The sequence below is a fragment of the Endozoicomonas sp. ALB032 genome, assembly GCF_049310125.1.
Lineage (GTDB): Bacteria > Pseudomonadota > Gammaproteobacteria > Pseudomonadales > Endozoicomonadaceae > Endozoicomonas_A.
The window spans coordinates 1,880,011-1,901,211 of record NZ_JBLYNW010000001.1 but is presented as its reverse complement, the minus strand read 5'-3'; the positions used below and the strand labels follow the sequence as shown (position 1 = coordinate 1,901,211).

At 48.4% G+C, this 21,201-nt stretch carries 14 protein-coding genes; 3 read left to right on the top strand and 11 right to left on the bottom strand.

Features of this window, described 5'->3' with window-relative positions; all coding sequences use genetic code 11:
• Positions 1–39 precede the first annotated feature (39 nt).
• The 5 genes from ACO6VG_RS06570 to ACO6VG_RS06550 all read right to left on the bottom strand — a co-directional run bounded on the left by ACO6VG_RS06570 (position 40) and on the right by ACO6VG_RS06550 (position 9,863).
• Positions 40–1,881, bottom strand: coding sequence for a hypothetical protein (locus tag ACO6VG_RS06570; protein WP_422136184.1), 1,842 nt, complete (start codon positions 1,879–1,881; stop codon positions 40–42).
• 229 nt (positions 1,882–2,110) lie between these two features.
• Positions 2,111–3,958, bottom strand: coding sequence for an F-box/WD repeat-containing protein (locus tag ACO6VG_RS06565; RefSeq protein WP_422139450.1), 1,848 nt, complete (start codon positions 3,956–3,958; stop codon positions 2,111–2,113).
• A 215-nt stretch (positions 3,959–4,173) separates the two neighbouring features.
• Positions 4,174–6,024: a WD40 repeat domain-containing protein gene (locus ACO6VG_RS06560; protein WP_422473213.1), complete on the bottom strand. Its 1,851-nt coding sequence runs from the start codon at positions 6,022–6,024 to the stop codon at positions 4,174–4,176.
• Positions 6,025–6,258: 234 nt separating this feature from the next.
• A complete protein-coding gene (locus tag ACO6VG_RS06555; protein ID WP_422473211.1) occupies positions 6,259–8,109 on the bottom strand; it encodes an F-box/WD repeat-containing protein in 1,851 nt (616 codons plus the stop codon).
• 191 nt (positions 8,110–8,300) lie between these two features.
• A complete protein-coding gene (locus tag ACO6VG_RS06550) occupies positions 8,301–9,863 on the bottom strand; it encodes an FAD-dependent oxidoreductase (protein ID WP_422473209.1) in 1,563 nt (520 codons plus the stop codon).
• A 385-nt stretch (positions 9,864–10,248) separates the two neighbouring features.
• Here ACO6VG_RS06550 and ACO6VG_RS06545 point away from each other — a divergent pair, with 385 nt between their 5' ends.
• Positions 10,249–10,410 (top strand): hypothetical protein, encoded by a 162-nt coding sequence (locus tag ACO6VG_RS06545; RefSeq protein WP_422473207.1) that lies wholly within the window; start codon positions 10,249–10,251, stop codon positions 10,408–10,410.
• A gap of 336 nt (positions 10,411–10,746) precedes the next feature.
• Here ACO6VG_RS06545 and ACO6VG_RS06540 read toward each other — a convergent pair whose 3' ends face one another.
• Entirely contained in the window at positions 10,747–11,880 is a 1,134-nt protein-coding gene (locus tag ACO6VG_RS06540) for a glycerate kinase (protein WP_422473205.1), read from the bottom strand.
• 143 nt (positions 11,881–12,023) lie between these two features.
• Between ACO6VG_RS06540 and ACO6VG_RS06535 the strand changes: the two genes are divergently transcribed.
• On the top strand, positions 12,024–12,719 hold the full coding sequence (locus ACO6VG_RS06535; RefSeq protein WP_422410142.1) for an endonuclease: 696 nt from the start codon (positions 12,024–12,026) through the stop codon (positions 12,717–12,719).
• Positions 12,720–12,806: 87 nt separating this feature from the next.
• On the top strand, positions 12,807–15,080 hold the full coding sequence (parC, locus tag ACO6VG_RS06530; protein WP_422473203.1) for a DNA topoisomerase IV subunit A: 2,274 nt from the start codon (positions 12,807–12,809) through the stop codon (positions 15,078–15,080).
• Positions 15,081–15,173: 93 nt separating this feature from the next.
• Here the strand turns inward: parC and ACO6VG_RS06525 are convergent, their stop codons facing one another.
• The 5 genes from ACO6VG_RS06525 to trxA all read right to left on the bottom strand — a co-directional run bounded on the left by ACO6VG_RS06525 (position 15,174) and on the right by trxA (position 20,753).
• Complete coding sequence (locus ACO6VG_RS06525) at positions 15,174–15,824, bottom strand: TetR/AcrR family transcriptional regulator (RefSeq protein WP_422139444.1); 651 nt, start codon at positions 15,822–15,824, stop codon at positions 15,174–15,176.
• 169 nt (positions 15,825–15,993) lie between these two features.
• On the bottom strand, positions 15,994–16,728 hold the full coding sequence (locus tag ACO6VG_RS06520; protein ID WP_422136172.1) for an NAD(P)H-flavin reductase: 735 nt from the start codon (positions 16,726–16,728) through the stop codon (positions 15,994–15,996).
• 318 nt (positions 16,729–17,046) lie between these two features.
• Complete coding sequence (ubiD, locus tag ACO6VG_RS06515) at positions 17,047–18,513, bottom strand: 4-hydroxy-3-polyprenylbenzoate decarboxylase (protein WP_422136171.1); 1,467 nt, start codon at positions 18,511–18,513, stop codon at positions 17,047–17,049.
• Between the two features lie 65 nt (positions 18,514–18,578).
• Positions 18,579–19,838 (bottom strand): transcription termination factor Rho, encoded by a 1,260-nt coding sequence (gene rho, locus ACO6VG_RS06510; protein WP_257276489.1) that lies wholly within the window; start codon positions 19,836–19,838, stop codon positions 18,579–18,581.
• Positions 19,839–20,429: 591 nt separating this feature from the next.
• On the bottom strand, positions 20,430–20,753 hold the full coding sequence (gene trxA, locus ACO6VG_RS06505; RefSeq protein WP_422136170.1) for a thioredoxin TrxA: 324 nt from the start codon (positions 20,751–20,753) through the stop codon (positions 20,430–20,432).
• Between the last annotated feature and the right edge of the window lie 448 nt (positions 20,754–21,201).

Below are 21,201 nucleotides of genomic sequence, written 5' to 3'. Positions count from 1 at the left end.
GGACCACCTTGCACAGCGTGGAAGCCAGAGTGTCATAGATCAAAAGAGGCGACATATGTCCTCACGCAGGGGTTCATCTTCCACCCAAAGTTCGGTGATTTTCACGGTTTGACCACAATTATTACTATGATCATTGTCAGCGACGGTCATCACATAGTCGCCATCGGCGCTGAAAATGGCTGATCTGACGGGACCAGCATGGGAAATGGTCGCTTTTACGAACCAGGTTCCGTCGAGCATCTGACCACAGATTTTCGCCGTGCCGTCTTTACTGGCAGTCACCACATGTCGCCCATCAGTGCTGAAGGTCGCTGAATTGACCCAGCTACTATGAGAAATGGTCACTTTCTTCTCCCATGACCCATCGTCCTTCAGGCCGTAGATCTTCGCCTTACCATCACAACTGGCGGTCAGCACATGGCAGCCATCAGAGCTAAAGGTCGCCAATCTAACCCCATCTCCATGGAAAACGGTCTCTTTTTTTTCCCATGATCCATCGGCTTTCAGTCCATAGATTTCCGCCGTTTTATCAGCACAGGTGGTCACCATATGACGGCTATCAGAACTGAAGGTAAGTGATCGAATCGAACGATTATGGAAAATGATGCCTTTTTCCTCCCATAATCCATCGTCCCTTTGACAATAGATATTCGCAACCCAATCGTCACGAGTCACCACGTACCGACTATCGGGGCTGAAGCAGGCTGATGCAGCCGAGTGATAATGGTGTAAGGTGGCTTGTTGTTGCCATGATCCATCTATCTCCTGGCCATGGACTTTCACATTGCGATCACCACTGACAGTCACCACAAGGCGGGCATCTGGGCTGAAGCTAGCAAACCTGACTAAACTGTTGTGCCGAATGATGGCTTTTGGTTCCCACGATCCATCGTCCTCCAGACCGAAGATTCGCACTGTCTGATTGTTGCCGATGATCGCCATATTGCGACCGTCGGAGCTAATGATCGGTGAATGCAAGCCTTGCTGATCGGGAATGCTGGCTTTTATTTTCCATTTACCATCGGCCTCCAGGCCATAGATTCCCGCCCTTCTCCAAGAGCTGGTTACCAAATAACAACCATCGAGACTGAAGGTAGCTGAATAGACAGGGGCCTCATGAACAATAACGGCTTTTCGTTCCCATGAACCATCAGCCTCTTGATCATAGATACGCGCTGTGCGGTCGTCACCGAAGACTGCCACACGGCGGCCATTGGCGCTGAATCTGGCTGAACATGTTTCATCGCTATGATTTAAGACCTTTGCTATCCACGATCCATCGGCCTCCAGGCCAAAGACTCTCGCCGCGCCGTCTTGACCGGCTGTCACCATGTGGCTGGCATCCGCGCTGAAACTTGCTGAGTTGACAGGCCTATCGTGTGAAATAGTGGCTTTTGTAGATAAGTTAAATATTCTAAATTTTGTCTTTCGTTCAGTGTTAGTGAAATGAAGCAGAGCAGGTAAATGAGGACTGCTTCGGCGTTGTATGAGTGATTCGATTAAATCTTTATCGTTTATAAACCGCTCCATCCAACAACGGAGCTGATCATCATCTTTTGAAGTGACGATTGTGTTAAGCAGAAACTGGTGTGATGCAGGAAAACGGCGATACCACGCCTTCGCCAGTGCATTATCTTCTTGAATCACTTCCCGAAAGTAGCTAGATACCTGTTTTAAACGGGCAATATCTCTAAGCCTCAAACAGCCAATAATTTTCAAATGCGTGTCGACCGACAAATTGAGTAGTGAAGGTTTACTCTCGTCAGATACATTGATGTTTCTGCCCTTACTGACTCCCTTCGGTGCTCGCGCCGATATAGATTCATGAGGTCTCAGGGGAACTGGACTGCCAAGGGTGCCGTTATTATTTACTCTATTCATGCTCGGAATCTTCAAAGTGAGTATTTGTTCTCGATTAGAAAGAAAATTCAAAATTAATGAGGCAAAATTAATGAGGCAATATAGAGTCGGTCTAAGGATAAAAGTTCATAACATGTTGGTAAGAACAACTAACAAAAATGCTGCCATGCATTTTCAGTGTTTTTCTCCGCAACCAATGATAAACAGAACGAATGGATGTTACTCAGGGTCTATTGAGGAGTGTCATGAATCATAAGAGGCGACATATATCCTCAAAGGGATCATCTTCCACCCAAAGTTCGGTGATTTTCACGGTTTGACCACGAGTATCGTCCCAATCATTGTCAGCGACGGTCATCACATAGTCGCCATCGGCGCTGAAAGTGGCTGATCTGACGCAACCAGCATGGTAAATGATCGCTTTTACTAACCAGGTTCCATCAAGCACCTGACCACAAATTTTCGCCGTACCGTCACGACTAGCAGTCACCACATGTCGGCCATCAGTGCTGAAGGTCGCTGAACTGAGCCACATCCTATGAGAAATGGTCACTTTCTCCTCCCATGCCCCTTCGGCATTCAGGCCATAGATCTTCGCCATACCATCAACACTGGCAGTCACCACATGGCAGCCATCGGGGCTGAAAATCGCTGAAATGACCCAATTCCTATGAGAAATGGTTACTTCCTCCTCCCATGACCCATCGTCATTCAGGCCACAGATTTTCGCCGTTTTATCAGCACTGGCAGTCACCACATGGCAACTATCAGCGCTGAAGTTAAGTGATCGAATCGAACCATTGTGGGAAATGATGCCTTTTTCTTCCCATAATCCGCCCTCCTTCAGACTAAATATTTTCACAAAATTATCGTCACCGACAGTCACCACGTGGCGGCTATCGGGGCTGAAGTGGGCTGATTTGACCGGGGGAACATGGGGTAGAGTAGCCTCTTCTTGCCACAGCCCGCCTATCTCCTTGCCATGGACTGTCGCATTGTGCTCTCTACTGACAGTCACGACATGACGGCAATCGGCGCTAAAGCAGGCTGACCTGACTGTATTATTGTGGCGAATAATGGCTACCCATTGCCATAATCCATCGTCCTCCAGACCTAAGATGTGGGCTGTGTGATCTTCAGCGATCATCACCAAATAGCGACCATCGGCACTGAAATTCACCAAAGCATTGGAATTGTGACCGAGAATAATGAGTTTTTTTACCCATGAACCATTACTCTCCAGACCGGAGATTATCGCCTTTCTATCCCAACTGCTGGTTACCAAATAACAACCATCGGGACTGAAGGTGGCTGAAGAGACAGTGCTCCCATGAACGATAATGAGTTTTCGTTCCCATGAGCCATCGGCCTCTTGACCATAGATACGCGCTGTGACGTCGTAGCCGAAGATTACCACACGGCGGCCATTGGCACTGAAACTGGCTGAACAGCCAAAATCGCTTTGATGAGTGAGGACTTTTGGTATCCACGATCCATCGGCCTCCAGGCCAAAGACTCTCGCCACGCCGCCTTGACCGGCAGTCACCACGTGGCTGGCATCAGCACTGAAACTGGCTGAGTTGACAGGCCTATTATGTGAAATAGTGGCTTTTGTAGCTAATTCAAATGTCCAAAATTTAGACTTTCGTTCGGTATTAGTGAAATGAAGCACAGCAGGTAAATGAGGACTGCCTCGGCGTTCTATAAGTGAATCGATTAAATCCTTATCATTTATAAACCGCTCCATCCAACAACGGAGCTGTTCATCATCTTTTGAAGTGACGATTGTCCTGAGTAGCAACTGATGTGATGAAGGAAAACGGCGATACCACGCCTTTGCCAACGCATTATCTTCTTGAATCACTTCCCGAAAGTAGGTAGATACCTGTTTTAAACGGGCAATATCTCTAAGCCTCAGACAGCCAATAATTTTCAAATGCGTGTCGACCGACAAATTGAGTAGTGAAGGTTTACTCTCGTCAGATACATTGATGTTTCTGCCCTTACTGACTCCCTTCGGTGCTCGCGCCGATATAGATTCATGAGGTCTCAGGGGAACTGGACTGCCAAGGGTGCCGTTATTATTTACTCTATTCATGCTTGGAATCTTCGAAGTGAGTATTTGTTCTCGATTAGAAAGAAAATTCAAAATTAATGAGGCAATGTAGAGTCGGTCTAAGGATAAAAGTTCATAACATGTTGGTAAGAAAAACTAACAAAAATGCTGCCATGCATTTTCAGTGTTTTTCTCCGCAACCAATGTTAAACAGAACGGATGGATGTTGCTCGGGGCCTATTGAGGAGTGTCATGAATCAAAAGAGGCGACATATATCCTCACAAAGGGGTTCATCTTCCACCCAAAGTTCGGTGATTTTCATGGTATGACTAAGGAAATTGTTCCGATCACTGTCAGCGACGGTCACTACATAGACGCCATCGGCGCTGAAGGTGGCTGATCTGACGCGACCATCGTGGGAAATGGTCGCTTTTACTAACCAGGTTCCATCAAGCATCTGACCACAGATTTTCGCTGTGTGGTCATAACTGGCAGTCAACACATGTCGGCCATCAGTAGTGAAGGCCGCTGAATAGACCCATCCACTATGATAAATGGTCACTTTCTCCTCCCATAATCCATCGTCCTTCAGTCCGTAGATCTTCGCCATACCATCGTCACTGGCAGTCACCAGATGACTGCCATCGGGGCTGAAGGTCGCTGATCTGACCCAATCTTTATGGAAAATAATCTCTTTTTCTTCCCATGATCCATCGGCTTTCAGGCCATAGATTTTCGCCGTTTGATCTGCACTGGCAGTCACCAAATGGCAGTCATCGTGACTGAAGTTAACTGATAGAATCGAATCATCATGGGAAATGATGCCTTTTTCTTGCCATGACCCATCGTCCTTCTGGCTATAGATTTTCGCAAAATTATCCTTACCGGCAGTCACCACGTGGCGGCTATCGAGGCTGAAGCTGGCTAACTTGACTGAACGATTGTGGCGAATGATGGCTTTTGGTTGCCATGATCCGTCTATCTCCAGGCCATGGACTTTCGCATTGCAATCGCGACTGAGAGTCACAACAAGGCGGCCATTGGCGCTGAAGCTGGCCGACCTGACTGAACTATGGTGGCAAATGATGGCTTTTGGTTGCCATGATCCATCGTCCTCCAGGCCGAAGATTCGCGCTGTCTGATCTCTACCGATCGTCGCCACATAACGACTGTCGGCGCTAAAGGTCGCTGAAACAGAGCAATCCTGATGGAAAATGATGGTTTTTTTTATCCATGCACCATCGGCTTCCAGACCATAGATTCTCGCCTCGCCATCTGCACTGATGGTTACCAAATAGCGACCATCGGAACTGAAGGTGGCTGAAAAGACAGCGTCGTCATGGACAATAACGGCTTTTCGTTCCCATGAACCATCGACCTCTTGACTATAGATACGCGCTGTACCGTTGTAACTGGAGACTACTACATGGCGGCCATGGGCGCTGAAGCTGGCTGAACATGATGAATGGCAGTTAAGAATGAGGACTTTTGGTTTCCATGATCCATCGGACTCCAGGCCAAAGATTCTCGCCGTGCCGTTACTACTGGCAGTCACCATATGGCGAACATCAGCGCTGAAACTGGCCGATTTGACAAGGCTATCATCTGAAATAGTGGTTTTTGTCGCTAATTTAAAGGTTCTAAATTGAGACTTCCGTTCGGCATTAGTGAAATGAAGCAGAGCAGGTAAATGAGGACTGCTTCGGCGTTGTATGAGTGATTCGATTAAATCTTTATCGTTTATAAACCGCTCCATCCAACAACGGAGCTGATTATCATCTTTTGAAGTGACGATTGTGTTAAGTAGAAGCTGGTGTGATGAAGGAAAACGGCGATACCACGCCTTTGCCAACGCATTATCTTCTTGAATCACTTCCCGAAAGTAGGTAGATACCTGTTTTAAACGGGCAATATCTCTAAGCCTCAGACAGCCAATAATTTTCAAATGCGTGTCGACCGACAAATTGAGTGGTGAAGGTTTACTCTCGTCAGATACATTGATGTTTCTGCCCTTACTGACTCCCTTCGGTGCTCGCACCGATATAGATTCATGAGGTCTCAGGGGAACTGGACTGCCAAGGGTGCCGTTATTATTTACTCTATTCATGCTCGGAATCTTCAAAGTGAGTATTTGTTCTCGATTAGAAAGAAAATTCAAAATTAATGAGGCAATGTAGAGTCGGTCTAAGGATAAAAGTTCATAACATGTTGGTAAGAACAACTAACAAAAATGCTGCCATGCATTTTCAGTGTTTTTCTCCGCAACCAATGATAAGTACCTACCAGTTACTTAAACAGAACGGATGGATGTTGCTCAGGGTCTATTGAGGAGTGTCATGAATCAAAAGAGGCGACATATATCCTCACACAGGGGTTCATCTTCCACCCAAAGTTCGGTGATTTTCACGGTTCGACGACCATCATGGTCCCAATTATTGTCAGCGACGGTCACTACATAGTCGCCATCGGCGCTGAAGGTGGCTGATCGGACATAACCATCATGGGAAATGGTCGCTTTCACTAACCAGGTTCCATCGAGCATCTGACCACAGATTTTTGCCGCGCCGTCGTCACCGGCAGTTACCACATGTCGGCCATCAGTACTGAAGGCCGCTGAATAGACCCACCCACTATGAGTAATGGTCGCTTTCTCCTCCCATGACCCATCGACCTTCAGGCCGTAGATCTTCGCCATACCATCGTCACTGGCAGTCACCAGATGGCAGCTATCAGGGCTAAAGGTCGCCAATCTAACCCAATCTTCATGGAAAACGGTCTGTTTTTCCTCCCATGACCCATCGGCTTTCAGGCTATAGATTTTCGCCGTTTCATCAGCACTGGCAGTCACCACATGGCAGCTATCAGCACTGAAGTTAAGTGATTGAATCGAACCATTATGGGAAATGATGCCTTTTTCTTCCCACAATCCACAATCCTTCTGACTATAGATTTTTGCAAGGTTATCGTCACCGACAGTCACCACGTGGCGGCTATCGGGGCTGAAGCGAGCTGATGCGACCGCGAGATCATTGGGTAAAGTGGCTTGTTCTTGCCATAATCCGTCTATCTCCCGACCATGGACTTTGGCATTGCGATCGCGACTGACAGTCACCACAAGACGGCTATCGGCGCTGAAGCTGGCTGACCTGACTGAAGTATTATGCCGAATGATGGCTTTTGGTTGCCATGATTCATCGTCCTCCAGGCCGAAGATTTGCGCTGTGTGATCTCTACCGACGGTCGTCACATAGCGACCATCGGCGCTAAAGGTTGCTGATACATAGTGATCCTGATGAAAAATGACGGTTTTTTTTACCCATGCACCATCAGCTTCCAGACCGTAGATTCTCGCCTCGCCATCTGCACTGATGGTTACCAAATAGCGACCATCGGGACTGAAGGTGGCTGAATAGACAGAGTCCTCATGAACAATAACGGCTTTTCGTTCCCATGAACCATCGACCTCTTGACTATAGATACGCGCTGTACCGTTGTAAGTGGAGACTACTAAATGGCGGCCATGGGCGCTGAAGCTGGCTGAACATGATGAATGGCAGTTAAGAATGAGGACTTTTGGTTTCCATGATCCATCGGACTCCAGGCCAAAGATTCTCGCCGTGCCGTTATAACTGGCAGTCACCATATGGCGAACATCAGCGCTGAAACAGGCCGAGTTGACAAGGCCATCATCTGAAATAGTGGTTTTTGTCGCTAACTTAAAGGCTCTAAATTGAGACTTTCGTTCAGCATTAGTGAAATGAAGCAGAGCAGGTAAATGAGGACTGCTTCGGCGTTGTATGAGTGATTCGATTAAATCTTTATCGTTTATAAACCGCTCCATCCAACAACGGAGCTGATCATCGTCTTTAGAAGTGACGATTGTACTAAGTAGAAACTGGTGCCTTGAAGAAAAACGCCGATACCACGCCTTTGCCAGCGAATTATCTTCTTGAATCACTTCTCGAAAGTAGGTAGATACCTGTTTTAAACGGGCAATATCCCTAAGCCTCAAACAGCCAATAATTTGCAAATGTGTGTCGACGGACAAATGGAGCAGTGAAGGTTTACTCTCGTCAGATAGAGTGACATTTCTGCCCTCACTGACCCCAGTTGGTGCTTGCGCCAATGTAGATTGAAAAGGTCTCTGGGGAACTGAACCGCCAACAGTGTTGTTATTATCTGTTCTATTCATGATCGGAGTCTTCGAAGTGAGTATTTGTCCTCGATTAGAAAATATTCAAAATTAACGCTGTGAAGTAAAGTCGGCTTTAGAGTAAAAGTTAAGAACTTCTTGTTAAGAACAACTAACAAAAATGCCACCGGCCCATGCATTTTCTTTGTCTTTCCCCACAACAAATAATGAACAGGCTGGACGGTTGTTGCTCAGGGTCTATCGAGAAGTGCTTCTTGCGCTTCCATCATCAGGATTTCTTCCAGTGCCCGCAAGCCGACAAGGTAGCCAGAATAAGAGGCCGTTATTGCTTGTCTGGGCAGGTCGTGCTGGACAGCAACATCCCCGGCAGTCAGCACGCCGCTCTGACAGGTATGGCTCCAACGGTATTCGTTATCCGGACTCTCGGGCGCTGTTGAGCCAATTCCCAGGCTCTCCGGCGCGTATTCCAGTGTGTTTGCAATGACGCCATCCACCACGATGGAACGGCTGTCAGCCTGAACATGGTAGAGATTTTCTAAAGGCGTCAAGGTAATGGTATCTACGGTTGTTGCAGAAACGGATAACTTGAGAAGCTGCTTATCCAGACTTGTGAGCAGGCTGGATTCATTGTCGGGGACTGGCCAGAAGCCTTTCAATGACTTTCTGTTTCGGGTATCAATGAGAACAACATCAAATCCCGATCGACTGGCATATAAAGCAGCGGTTTTTCCGCCAATCCCTGCGCCAAGAATAGCGACCCTCCTTTTCGGCCAGATACTTTTTGTCACCGTTTTATTCAGCCACTGGGCAGTGGTGGTTCCCCTGGCAGCAGCCATCAGGAGAGTAACAAAGGGGCTATCAACAGAACCCAGTGTCAGTATGCTGCTCTTCATCAAGGGCTGGGACCATGGGGTTTGGTTGAGATCATAACGTTGGATATAGTCCTTGTTATTCAGACAAATATCAGGATACATACTGGATTGAGGTTTCTGTCCGATGGCTGAGAACACGCCAGAAATGGGAAGACTCAGCTTGCGCCTGCCACCCTCAAAACTCAATGTAGTGGCATTTAACAAGCCATCCTGATTGATGTAAACAGACTCCAGATTATGTTCGAAATAGAGAAAAAGAGCCTTCTTTCTTCTCTCCAGTGCATTGTAGAGAAGATCAATCAAGATGCTTTCTGCCTTGAAGCTACTGCCTTGAACGGCCAGATGCACCTTGTTGGCATTGAGGCTGAGCAGGCTGATGGCCTGTTCAATGGCTGAGGCTCCTCCACCCACCACCAGAACATCTTTTTCCGCAAACCTGGGACCATCACAATCGGTACAGGTAAATACTCCGTTGCCTTTGTAGGGCTCCAGAATCGTCGGCAGGTTCGGTTTTGCCCCCGATGCCAATATAACAAGGGGCGCATAATAGACGGAGCGCTCCCCCTGTAAAATCTTCATTTTTCCCTTCAGTTGAGTGGCAACGATATGATCTTCGATGATTTGGACATTAGGACTGCTCCTTGCCTTGTCTTCCATCAACTGTTGCAGGCCTCTCCCCATGATTGTCAGGCTACCTGGCCAGTTCTCAATAATGCCCGCCCCTTCAAGCTGACCCTGGCTCTTATGGCTTTTTATCACCTGTATCCTGACCATTGGGTTGTATCTGGCAATCGTCTGGGCGGCCGTCATGGCTGCAGGCCCACCACCTACGATCACAACTGAAGGCGTCAATGCCCGGAGTGTCGGACTCAGGAATAAGGTGAGCAGCAGACCTACCTTAATGATATTTTTAGACTTCATTCTTAAAAGTGTTCAGCAATAGGCAATTCGTTGCAGAGTATTTTTCTTTTAATACCAATCGAACTGTCTAACTCCCTATTGCGCTGAAGATTTTAGCCTTAATCCTGCGTTGGCGATCGTCGCCATAGCTAAGGCTCAAATCTCCACGCTCATCATGGGAGTTAGAAAATACGACTGGTATAACTCTTATTGTTCTTTACCGGCCTGATTCCGATCAAGCTGTCGGATTTCCGGAACGCCTGGAAAATAGATCAGGTTACGACTTACTCAGGCCAATGGGTAAAAATAGATCAAATTATTTGTTTGTGAATGCGATTTCCAAAATTTCAGGTCTTTCTCACGCTATTGGACGGTGTCGCAAAACTCTCTCCAGCGTGGGAACGAGTTGACTCCCGTCATTCCCGGCTTCATTCTCGTCATTCCCGAGAAGGCAGAGATCCACCGTTGGCGCTGGATTCCCGCCTTCGCGGGAATGACGACCTCAGAGCATGGGAACAAGCTGTTGGAGTTTTGCGACACCCTCTATTGCCAGGGACTGAAGGATTAAAAAATCAAAGACCGCGTTAAACCCTGATGCCTGATTGCAACTCTCGCGCTAGTCTTGTAAATCACAGTTTTAAACTATGAGACTGTCAAAAAACTCTAACAATTCGCTCCCACACTCTTGAGTGTTCTAGCAGCCTGTCGGACTTAAGACTGTCCTACACGGCAACTGCTCCTGCGTTGCTCTAGCTCCTGCATCCATGCAGTCGTGCGGTTGCAATAAATTGGTCTAAAAATCTCTGTTTCTTCGTCAAATAGCTCGCTATTCTCCTCAGAAACAGAGATTTTTATCCTCAATTTCTTGCAATCCTCGCTACGGACGCTTAAGTCCGACAGGCTGCTAGAGCTTCATTGTCAAAGCTACAGCCAGATTTCTGGCAGCCCTGATCAGGTTTTCTTCTCCTTTCATCAGTGCCTGCTCAAGAGTCACCGCTCCGTGAACTACAGGAAACAAGGCATCGATCCCCTGAGCATAAACAGCCTCTGCCCCTTGCCCAACTGAACCGGCCAATGCCACTACCGGAAGATCCAATGATTTGGCAATACGGGCCACACCCACTGGGGTTTTTCCCTGAGCAGTCTGACCATCAATGCGGCCTTCACCTGTAATGACCAGATTGGCCCCTTTGACTTTTTCAGCCAGGTCAACAGCAGCCATGACGATTTCAATACCCGGCTCCAGCCGGGCATTGAGAAAACCCAGTAATGCCGTCCCCATGCCACCCGCTGCTCCGGCACCCGGCCTGTCACAGACAGAGACACCCAGGTCGCGTTCCATAATCAGGCCATAATGACCAAGGGACTGATCCAGAACTTTGACCATATCGGGTGTTGCTCCCTTTTGCGGACCAAAAATAGCGGAAGCTCCATTGTCACCGGTCAGTGGATTATCAACATCGCAGGCAGCAATAATCTCTACTGATTGCAGGCGCTGATCCAGGTTAGAAGTATCGATCCTGGTCAGGCTTGATAACTGACCACCACCGCGTTGCAACTCCTTGCCCTGGTCGTTCAATAAACGAACCCCCAGAGCTTGCACCATACCGGCACCACCATCATTGGTTGCACTGCCACCGATCCCGACAATTATTTTCTCGACGCCCCTGTCCAGCGCACTCAGGATCAGCTCACCGGTACCCTGTGTGGTCGCAATCATCGGGTCACGGTGATCAGGACTTACCAACTCCAGTCCGGACGCCCTGGCCATTTCAATGACAGCGGTTGTGCCGTCACCCAGTATGCCAAACTCAGCCTGAATCTGATGACCCAGAGGGCCTGTGACGGGCACTTCTATACAATGTCCACCCGTGGCATCAACCAGTGACTGAAGTGTTCCTTCGCCACCGTCAGCAACAGGTACTTTGACGTACTGTGCATCAGGAAGAATTTCCTTAAAGCCGGTTTCGATCGCAGAGGCTACCTGGGCAGCCGTTAGACACTCTTTAAAGGAATCGGGGGCAATGACAATTTTCATCGGTTTCTACTCTTCCGTGTCAGCCAGTCTTTATGATGCCGCAATACGTAGTAGACGTCAGGGCTATTCTGAAACACATATGGAATTACAGGGCTAATTTTTAATAAAATAAGACCTGTGTCTTTTATGTCCGAGTCTGATTCGTGTCCATTGCTTCTCGTTTATTGGTTGTATTTTCCGTTGCTCTGCTTCCTTTTTCTGCCTGGTCTGCACCCGCCAGTTTTTCTCAGGCCAAGCGGGAAGCGGTGAAAATCTATTCCGATCACCTCACCAGTTTTTATTGCGGTTGCGATATAACCGTCCGCGGCAAGAAACTGGTGCCTGACCTGGAATCCTGCGACTACAAGGTACGAAAACAACCAAACCGTGCTTCAAGGATTGAGTGGGAACATGTTGTACCGGCCTGGGAATTTGGTCATCAGCTCCAGTGCTGGCAGGAAGGGGGCCGTAAGCTCTGTAGAAAGAATCCCGATTTTCGCAAAATGGAATCGGATCTCCACAATCTGGTGCCCGCCATAGGAGAGGTGAATGGCGATCGATCCAACTACCGCTTTGGCTTTCTGCAAGATACGCCCAAAATGTATGGCCAGTGTGACTTTAAAGTCAATTTCAAGGAGCGAAAAGCACAACCACCGATAACAAAACGAGGCAAGATTGCCCGTATCTATCTGTATATGGCAAGCCGCTACGCCTTCAGAATCAGTAAAAGTCAGAAAAAGCTCTATGAGTCCTGGGATCGGCTCTATCCGGCAACCGCCTGGGAAATTGAGCGTAATGCTCGTATTGCCGAGGTTCAGGGCTGGGAGAATCCATACGTTTCAATATATTCAGAGGGATGAATGAGCCCATTCCACTGTCCTATCTGCGATCAGGGTATTATCATATTCCGATTAGCACATTTTTAAAGCTCCCAAGGTTTATAGAGAATGGAACAGACCTTCATAGGTGATGATGGAATAGAACGTCAGTCACTGAGGGCCTATACAGAAAGCGCATACCTGAATTACTCCATGTATGTCATTCTGGATCGCGCTCTGCCCCACATTGGCGACGGCCTGAAGCCAGTACAACGTCGTATTGTTTATGCGATGAGTGAGCTGGGACTGAAAAATACCGCCAAGTTTAAAAAGTCGGCCCGTACGGTGGGTGATGTTCTGGGTAAATTTCATCCTCATGGCGACTCTGCCTGTTACGAAGCCATGGTATTGATGGCGCAGCCCTTCTCATACCGCTATCCGCTGGTAGATGGTCAGGGTAACTGGGGGTCGCCGGATGACCCCAAGTCTTTTGCTGCCATGCGATATACCGAGTCCAGACTGACTCGTTATTCTGACGTACTGCTCGGTGAGCTGGCACAGGGCACGGTAGACTGGGTGCCTAACTTTGACGGAACACTGGAAGAGCCATCCATCTTGCCTGCCAGATTGCCCAATCTGCTGTTGAACGGTACCACCGGTATCGCAGTGGGTATGGCGACCGACATTCCTCCTCACAACCTGAGAGAAGTCGCAAACGCCTGTATTCATCTGCTGGATCATCCGGGGGCAACCACTGCCGAGCTTGTTGAGCATGTTCAGGGACCGGACTTCCCCACCGAAGCTGAAATCATCACACCCCGCGAAGAAATTCTGAAGATTTACGGGCAGGGACGAGGTTCTCTGAGAATGAGAGCCGTCTATCAGCAGGAAGGCGGAGAAATCATTGTTACAGCGCTGCCCTATCAAGCTTCCGGAGCCAAAATTCTGGAGCAGGTAGCCGCTCAGATGCAGGCCAAGAAGTTGCCCATGGTCGCAGACCTGAGGGACGAATCAGACCATGAGAATCCTACTCGGCTGGTGATTGTTCCCCGCTCCAACCGTATTGATGTCGATGGTTTGATGAACCATCTGTTTGCCACAACCGATCTTGAGAAGACCTACCGGGTCAATATGAACATGATCGGTGTCGATGGCAAGCCTCAGGTCAAGGCTCTGGATACCCTGCTGAAGGAGTGGCTGGTCTGGAGAACCGATACCGTCAGACGTCGCCTGCAGCACCGTCTGGATAAAGTACTGGCCAGACTTCATATTCTTGAAGGTTTACTGGCAGCCTTCCTGAATATTGATGAAGTCATCGAAATTATCCGCAATGAGGACAAACCCAGGGAAGTCATAATGACTCGATTTGGCCTCTCCGAGCTTCAGGCCGATGCCATTCTGGAAATCAAGCTGCGCCAGTTAGCCAAACTGGAAGAGATCAAGATTCGTGCTGAACAGGAAGAGCTGGAAAACGAACGCAAAAATCTTGAGCTGACCCTCAGTTCCGAGCGTCGACTGAAAACCCTGGTCAAAAAAGAGATCAAGGCCGATGCCGAAGAGTTTGGTGATGATCGTCGTTCACCCTTGAAGGTTCGACAGGAAGCCCAGGCTCTCTCGGAAACTGACCTGATGACATCTGATCCAGTGACTGTCGTGCTGTCTGAAAAAGGCTGGGTGCGATGTGCCAAAGGACATGAGGTTGACCCCGCCAGTCTCAACTACAAGGCAGGGGATAGATATCGACTGTCTGCCAAGGGCAAGAGTAACCAGTCTTCGGTATTTATAGACTCTACTGGTCGTGCATATTCTATTCTAACTCATACTCTTCCCTCTGCGCGAGGCCAGGGTGAGCCGCTGTCCGGGCGTGTCAATCCACCTTCCGGGGCGACCTTTGAAGGGCTGTGTGTCGGTGACAATGATGACTGTTATTTGCTGGCGAGCGATGCTGGTTATGGCTTTGTCGTTCAGCATTTTGATATGGTCAGCAAGAACAAAGCCGGTAAGGCTCTGCTGACTTTGCCCAAGTATTCCCGGGTCATGTCACCTATACCGGTAACGGGCGAAGACCAGGTGCTGGCTGCCATTACCAACGAAGGGCGTATGCTGATCTTCCCGCTATCTGAATTACCCAAGCTGGCAAGAGGCAAAGGTAACAAGATCATTAATATTCCTGCGGCACGGGCATCGGATCGAATCGAATTGATGGTTCATCTGGCGGTGATGAACTCGAGCGATGCTCTGGTTCTCTACGCCGGCAAACGGCATGTGACTCTGAAACCGGCAGATATTGAGCATTACCACGGAGAGAGAGGTCGCAGAGGCAATAAGCTGCCCCGAGGCTTCCAGAAAGTGGACAGTGTTGAGGTTATTCGGGCGAACAAGGAGGAGGAGGAGGATTGTTAAGCTCGATGCCTGAGTCATCCGGTCACAGGTTTTTATAGCCGTCGCTGACGACCGTTAAAAACCCATGACGGTCTTTGCACCCAGTGACTGCGATCAGCGACTTCTGATCCCACACCCCTTGATGATGAGGTTGCAAAGATGCTCTGTCGCAGCCTCTAAATCCTCATCGGACAGAGCCTCCTTACCAATAACACAGGCTACCTGTGGGCTGTAATCCACATAATATTGGGTGGTAGCCCAGATGGTAAATAACAGGTGCAAAGGGTCGACAGGGTCCATTTTGCCTCGCTCTATCCAAGATTCAATAACTCGTGATTTCTCTTTGATCCATGACTTGAAGTACTCAAAATGTTCTTTAAGATGTTGCCCACCATGAATGATCTCACTGCTGAATATACGGGAAGCGTTGGCGTGAGCCAGACAGTATTGCATTTTTGCCTGTATGTACTGACGAAAGGCTGAAGCCGGATCATCCTCTATGTTCAAGCCGGAAAAAACCGCTTCCCAGAGTTCCATAATATGGCCAAGAACAGCACCATACAGATCGACCTTGCTGTTGAAGTAATAATGAATATTGGCTTTTGGCAACCCGGCTCTGGTTGCAATATCCCTGATTGAAGCTCCTTTGAAGCCACTAAGAACGAATTCGTCCTCTGCAGCTTGCAATATGACCTTAATATTTTTCTGGCGCACACGACTGCTTCTCACAGCCGTCTGCTGAACTTTGGCAGCGGAAGATTGCATAAAATCTCCGTATATTGATTGGGTGTTATGACGATCGACTATGAATATAGACAAGAGTTGCGCAATTACCATTCGTTGCACATAAATTACGGCAGTGTTTTTTATTACTGTGCTAATGGGTCAGGGTTTATATTTGCAATTCAGAAGGGTAGCAAGATTTGTGACGATATTATTTTCTTGGTGCGTAGTCAAAAACGTCAGAGTGCAGGTTTTTTTCCGGGAATCCGTCTCCAATCATTACGTCATATGTCGCATAAACCATTTGTGGTGAGCCACTGATATAGGTCTGACAATCGAGCAGCTTTTCGCGATCGACCAGAATCGCTTCATACAGCAGCCCATGGCGCCCACACCAGTCATCTTCATGATGGGTTTCACTGACTACCGGATGATAATGAACGCCCTGGCCAGACCATTGCACAGGGAGGTTGGGCAGATAGAAGTCTGCAGGTGTTCTGGCTCCCCAGTAAAGATGCATCTCACCGTGATGATGGTGACGCAGGCAATACTCAATCATGCTTTTCATTTGGGAGAAGCCGGTTCCGGCGGCAACGAAAAGCAGGGGCTGCTGTTTGTCGATTGAGTCAGGGAGATGGCAATTCCCTAGAGGCAAACTGACGTTCAGCACACCTTCTTTTATTTCCCGAAAGAGCTGTTGAGAGTTTGGACTGCCTTTCAGCTGTTGAATATGCAGCTCCAGATGCTGCTGGTTTTTTTGCGGCGCTGAAGCAATAGAAAAACAATTGTTTTCATTATTCTGAAGGTGAACAACAAGATACTGACCCGGATAATAGCCAGGAAAGCAGTCTGACTCAGCAGTCAGTTTGATACGGTAAATGTCGGAACTGAGAAGCTGAGTATCGGCAACTGAGCACCGCAGCCTGGAAGACTCGCTTATCTGCACAATACCTCCCTCCCGAATATCACAGCCAGCAGGAATGCCCGGGGTTTCCCTGATGACCGTATTAAGAAGTAACTCTCTAGCAGCCTGTCTGCCCTACTCGGCAACTGCTCCTGCGTTGCTCTAGCTCCTGCATCCGTGCAGTCGTGCGGTTGCGATAAATTGGTCTAAAAATTCCTGCCTCTTCGTCAAATAGCCCCGCTATTCTCCTCAGAAGCAGAAATTTTTATCCTCAATTTCTCGCAATCCTCGCTACGGGCGCTTGAGTCCGACAGGCTGCTAGCTCGGGTAACCGACTGATAATCAAGAGCTGTAATTGTTTCAGTCTATACCCAAATCACCCCAGAGTGCATCAACCCGTTCCTTGACTTCCTGCGTCATGGTTATGGTTTGCCCCCATTCCCGATCGGTTTCTCCGGGCCATTTATTCGTAGCATCAAAACCCACCTTGGAACCAAGACCTGCAACGGGTGAAGCGAAATCCAGATAATCAATGGGAGTGTTTTCAACAAAGACGCAGTCCCGCTTGGGATCCATTCGAGTCGTCATGGCCCAGATGACATCGTTCCAGTCTCTGGCATTGACATCATCGTCGGTGACAACAACGAACTTGGTATACATAAATTGTCTGAGGAATGACCATACACCGAGCATGACTCGCTTGGCATGACCCGGGTATTCCTTACGCAGGGTCACCACCGCCATTCGGTAAGAACAGCCTTCCGGAGGCAGATAAAAGTCCACGATTTCCGGAAACTGCTTTTTCAGAATGGGAACAAATACCTCATTCAGGGCCACTCCCAGGATAGCGGGCTCATCGGGAGGCCTGCCTGTGTAAGTGCTGTGATAAATGGGATCTCTTCTGTGAGTAATACACTCTACGGTAAAGACCGGGAAACGCTCCACTTCGTTGTAGTAACCGGTGTGATCACCGAACGGGCCTTCGTCCGCCATCTCTCCCGGATAGATATGCCCTTCCAGAACAATCTCGGCACTGGCAGGTACCTGAAGATCGTTGGTGATGCTTTTAACCAGTTCGGTTTTACTGCCTCTTAACAGGCCCGCGAAGGCATACTCTGAAAGACTGTCAGGCACAGGGGTCACTGCCCCCAGGATGGTAGCCGGATCAGCACCCAGAGCTACGGTTACGGGGAAAGGTTTATCAGGGTATTGCTGTTGCCAATCCCTGAAGTCCAGAGCACCGCCACGATGAGAGAGCCAGCGCATGATCAGTTTGTTTTTACCAATCAGCTGTTGGCGATAAATTCCGAGGTTCTGTCGATCCTTTCCAGGGCCTTTGGTGATGACCAGAGGCCAGGTGACCAGAGGGCCCGCATCGCCGGGCCAGCAGGTTTGAACAGGAATCCGGTTCAGATCTATCTCATCACCTTTGAGCACGACTTCCTGACAGACGGCTTTACTGACCACTTTGGGTCCCATGTTCAACACTTGTCTGAAGACAGGCAGCTTTGTCAAAGCATCACGGAAGCCCTTGGGTGGATCGGGTTCCTTAAGATATGCCAGGAGCTGACCTACCTCCTTCAGCGCGCTGACATTATCCTGCCCCATACCCAGAGCCACCCGGCGCTCTGTGCCAAACAGATTGGCCAGTACCGGCATGTCATAACCTTTTGGATTTTCGAACAGCAGTGCCGGCCCTTTCTTGCGAAGCGTTCGGTCGCTGATTTCGGTCATTTCCAGATACGGATCGACTTCGGTCTTGATTCTGACGAGTTCACCCTGCTTTTCCAGCAGCTTGATGAAGTCCCGTAGGTCCCTGTATTTCATTGGAAGTTAAAGCTGAGGCTGAGAGAAGATGGGGACAGGCTGACCTGTCCCCGGATAATGATGGATTACTTCCGCTTCATAGACTGGAAGAATTCTTCATTGGTCTTGGTGTGCTTCATGCGGTCCAGCAGGAATTCAATGGCGCCGATTTCGTCCATTGGGTGCAGGATCTTGCGCAGAATCCACATGCGCTGCAATTCTTCTTCTGTGGTCAGGTAGTCTTCACGACGAGTACCGGACTTGTTGAAGTTAATGGCAGGGAAAACGCGCTTTTCAGCGATGCGACGGTCGAGGTTCAGTTCCATGTTACCAGTACCTTTGAATTCCTCGAAGATCACTTCGTCCATTTTCGAGCCAGTGTCCACCAGGGCGGTAGCCATAATGGTCAGACTGCCACCTTCCTCGATGTTACGGGCAGCACCAAAGAAACGTTTGGGACGCTCCAGAGCGTGGGCATCAACACCACCGGTCAGAACTTTACCGGAAGAAGGAATAACTGTGTTGTAGGCACGAGCCAGGCGGGTAATGGAGTCCAGCAGGATCACCACGTCTTTCTTATGCTCAACCAGTCGCTTGGCTTTTTCCAAAACCATTTCAGCCACTTGCACGTGTCGTGACGGAGGCTCGTCAAAGGTCGAGGCCACCACTTCACCACGCACGGAACGGGCCATTTCGGTCACTTCCTCCGGACGCTCATCAATCAACAGAACGATCAGGTGGCATTCGGGGTTGTTACGGGTGATATTAGCTGCAATATTCTGCAGCATCAGGGTCTTACCAGCCTTAGGGGGGGAGACGATCAGACCACGCTGACCTTTACCGATTGGAGCCACCAGGTCGATAATTCGGCCTGTTAAATCCTCGGTGGAGCCGTTACCCATTTCCATGACCAGACGATCCTGTGGAAACAGCGGGGTCAGGTTTTCAAATAGAATTTTATTACGGGCGTTTTCTGGCTGGTCAAAATTAATTTCATTGACTTTTAGCAGTGCGAAATAGCGTTCACCCTCTTTAGGTGGTCGAATTTTACCCGCAATGCTATCACCGGTTCTCAGATTGAATCGACGAATCTGACTGGGTGAAACATAAATATCATCAGGACCTGCCAGATAAGAGCTGTCGGAAGAACGCAGGAAGCCGAAGCCATCCTGCAGGATCTCAAGAACACCATCGCCATAGATGTCTTCCCCGCTGCGGGCGTGGCGCTTCAGGATTGAGAAGATTACGTCCTGCTTCCGGGAACGGGCCAGATTTTCAAGGCCCATTTCATTAGCGATCGCCAGAAGTTCAGGAACAGATTTTTTTTTCAGTTCGGTAAGATGCATAAGAGTTCGCGAACGTTAAATTGAAAGGTAATGGCCGTCGTAGTTGCAGGAAGATCAGATATTATTGAGATTATTATTTTCAGCATCGTTTAATATCGATGCCTGCCTAAGCTCATAAAAACGGCTTTCAAGCTGTAACCACATCGTAAAGGCAAGCTCGAAACAAACGTGGCCGGAGTATCCACTACTGCTGTTCAGAAGGACCTTCAAAGCTCCAGAAAAGCATCCAACAGGCTTACCTGAAACAAGCAGATCTAATAACTCCCGAATTAACAGTCTATATCCTTTTCTGGAAAATAATCAAGAACTCCTGCTACGTCAACTTTTCAGAAACTTTTTGTTGAGAAATATTTCCCTTCGGAGCAAGCATGAAAACAGCTATTTCGTATCTGTGTTTTTGATTTTCATCAGCCTCATTCTGACGATGATGGATGGGCGCCGGACTATCCTGACTCATTGCTTTGTGATATCACACAATGCTGTGAAACCAGCTGGATGATTCGACTTCATCCGGCTGATTTTTTCCAGAAATCTCCTGGCCGGGAGTATCAGAAAGCTTCTGAAATCTCTAAAGCCGTAAGATTGATTCTGTTACAGGTTGCTATCAAGAAATGCTGTCAGCTGAGACTTGGACAGGGCTCCAACCTTGGTCGCTTCAACATTGCCACCCTTGAACAGCATCAGTGTTGGAATGCCTCGAACGCCATACTTTGGAGGTGTGGCTTCGTTGTCATCAATGTTCAGTTTACAGATTTTCAGCTTGCCGTCGTAGTCCAGTGCGATTTCGTCCAGTACGGGCGCGATCATTTTGCAGGGACCACACCATTCAGCCCAATAGTCGACCAGTACAGGACATTCTGCCTTCAGCACGTCCTCTTCGAAGGAAGCGTCTGTCACATTGACAATTTCGCTCATGGAATGGATCTCCTAGCCATTTTGCTTAATGTCAGAGCACGAATCATAGCAAAGGGATGAACCCGGAAACAAATTCGATCACTCTGATTTTATTGTGGGTGGTAGTTTACAGAGTTATGATTATTTGTATACGGCTGTCAGCATGAATCAGATTTTGCAGCCGAATTTATGACTCATGGGATGTTTATTTTTCATCATCAGAAACTTGAAAGTATGGCTTTTTTCCTTTCACGAAATCTCTGCCAAAACCTGTAAACAGAAGCTTTAAGCGCAAGCAGCCCGGTATACAACAATGTGCGGCTGACAGTAAATGTGCTGTAACCAGAGCCTTCTGTTATATTGCTGGTTTATGTTAGCCAGCACCATGATTTGCATGACAAAAACTGATTGTCTGGTCATGGCCTGATTATTCAACCAACCGTCAGCTCAACGGGCCCCGGGTGAAAAA

Bases quoted from the DNA above. Each gene is read 5' to 3' on its own strand.
- ACO6VG_RS06570 (WP_422136184.1), bottom strand. From the start codon at position 1,881: ATGAATAGAGTAAATAATAACGGCACCCTTGGCAGTCCAGTTCCCCTG.
- ACO6VG_RS06565 (WP_422139450.1), bottom strand. From the start codon at position 3,958: ATGAATAGAGTAAATAATAACGGCACCCTTGGCAGTCCAGTTCCCCTG.
- ACO6VG_RS06560 (WP_422473213.1), bottom strand. From the start codon at position 6,024: ATGAATAGAGTAAATAATAACGGCACCCTTGGCAGTCCAGTTCCCCTG.
- ACO6VG_RS06555 (WP_422473211.1), bottom strand. From the start codon at position 8,109: ATGAATAGAACAGATAATAACAACACTGTTGGCGGTTCAGTTCCCCAG.
- ACO6VG_RS06550 (WP_422473209.1), bottom strand. From the start codon at position 9,863: ATGAAGTCTAAAAATATCATTAAGGTAGGTCTGCTGCTCACCTTATTC.
- ACO6VG_RS06540 (WP_422473205.1), bottom strand. From the start codon at position 11,880: ATGAAAATTGTCATTGCCCCCGATTCCTTTAAAGAGTGTCTAACGGCT.
- parC (WP_422473203.1), top strand. From the start codon at position 12,807: ATGGAACAGACCTTCATAGGTGATGATGGAATAGAACGTCAGTCACTG.
- ACO6VG_RS06525 (WP_422139444.1), bottom strand. From the start codon at position 15,824: ATGCAATCTTCCGCTGCCAAAGTTCAGCAGACGGCTGTGAGAAGCAGT.
- ubiD (WP_422136171.1), bottom strand. From the start codon at position 18,513: ATGAAATACAGGGACCTACGGGACTTCATCAAGCTGCTGGAAAAGCAG.
- rho (WP_257276489.1), bottom strand. From the start codon at position 19,838: ATGCATCTTACCGAACTGAAAAAAAAATCTGTTCCTGAACTTCTGGCG.
- trxA (WP_422136170.1), bottom strand. From the start codon at position 20,753: ATGAGCGAAATTGTCAATGTGACAGACGCTTCCTTCGAAGAGGACGTG.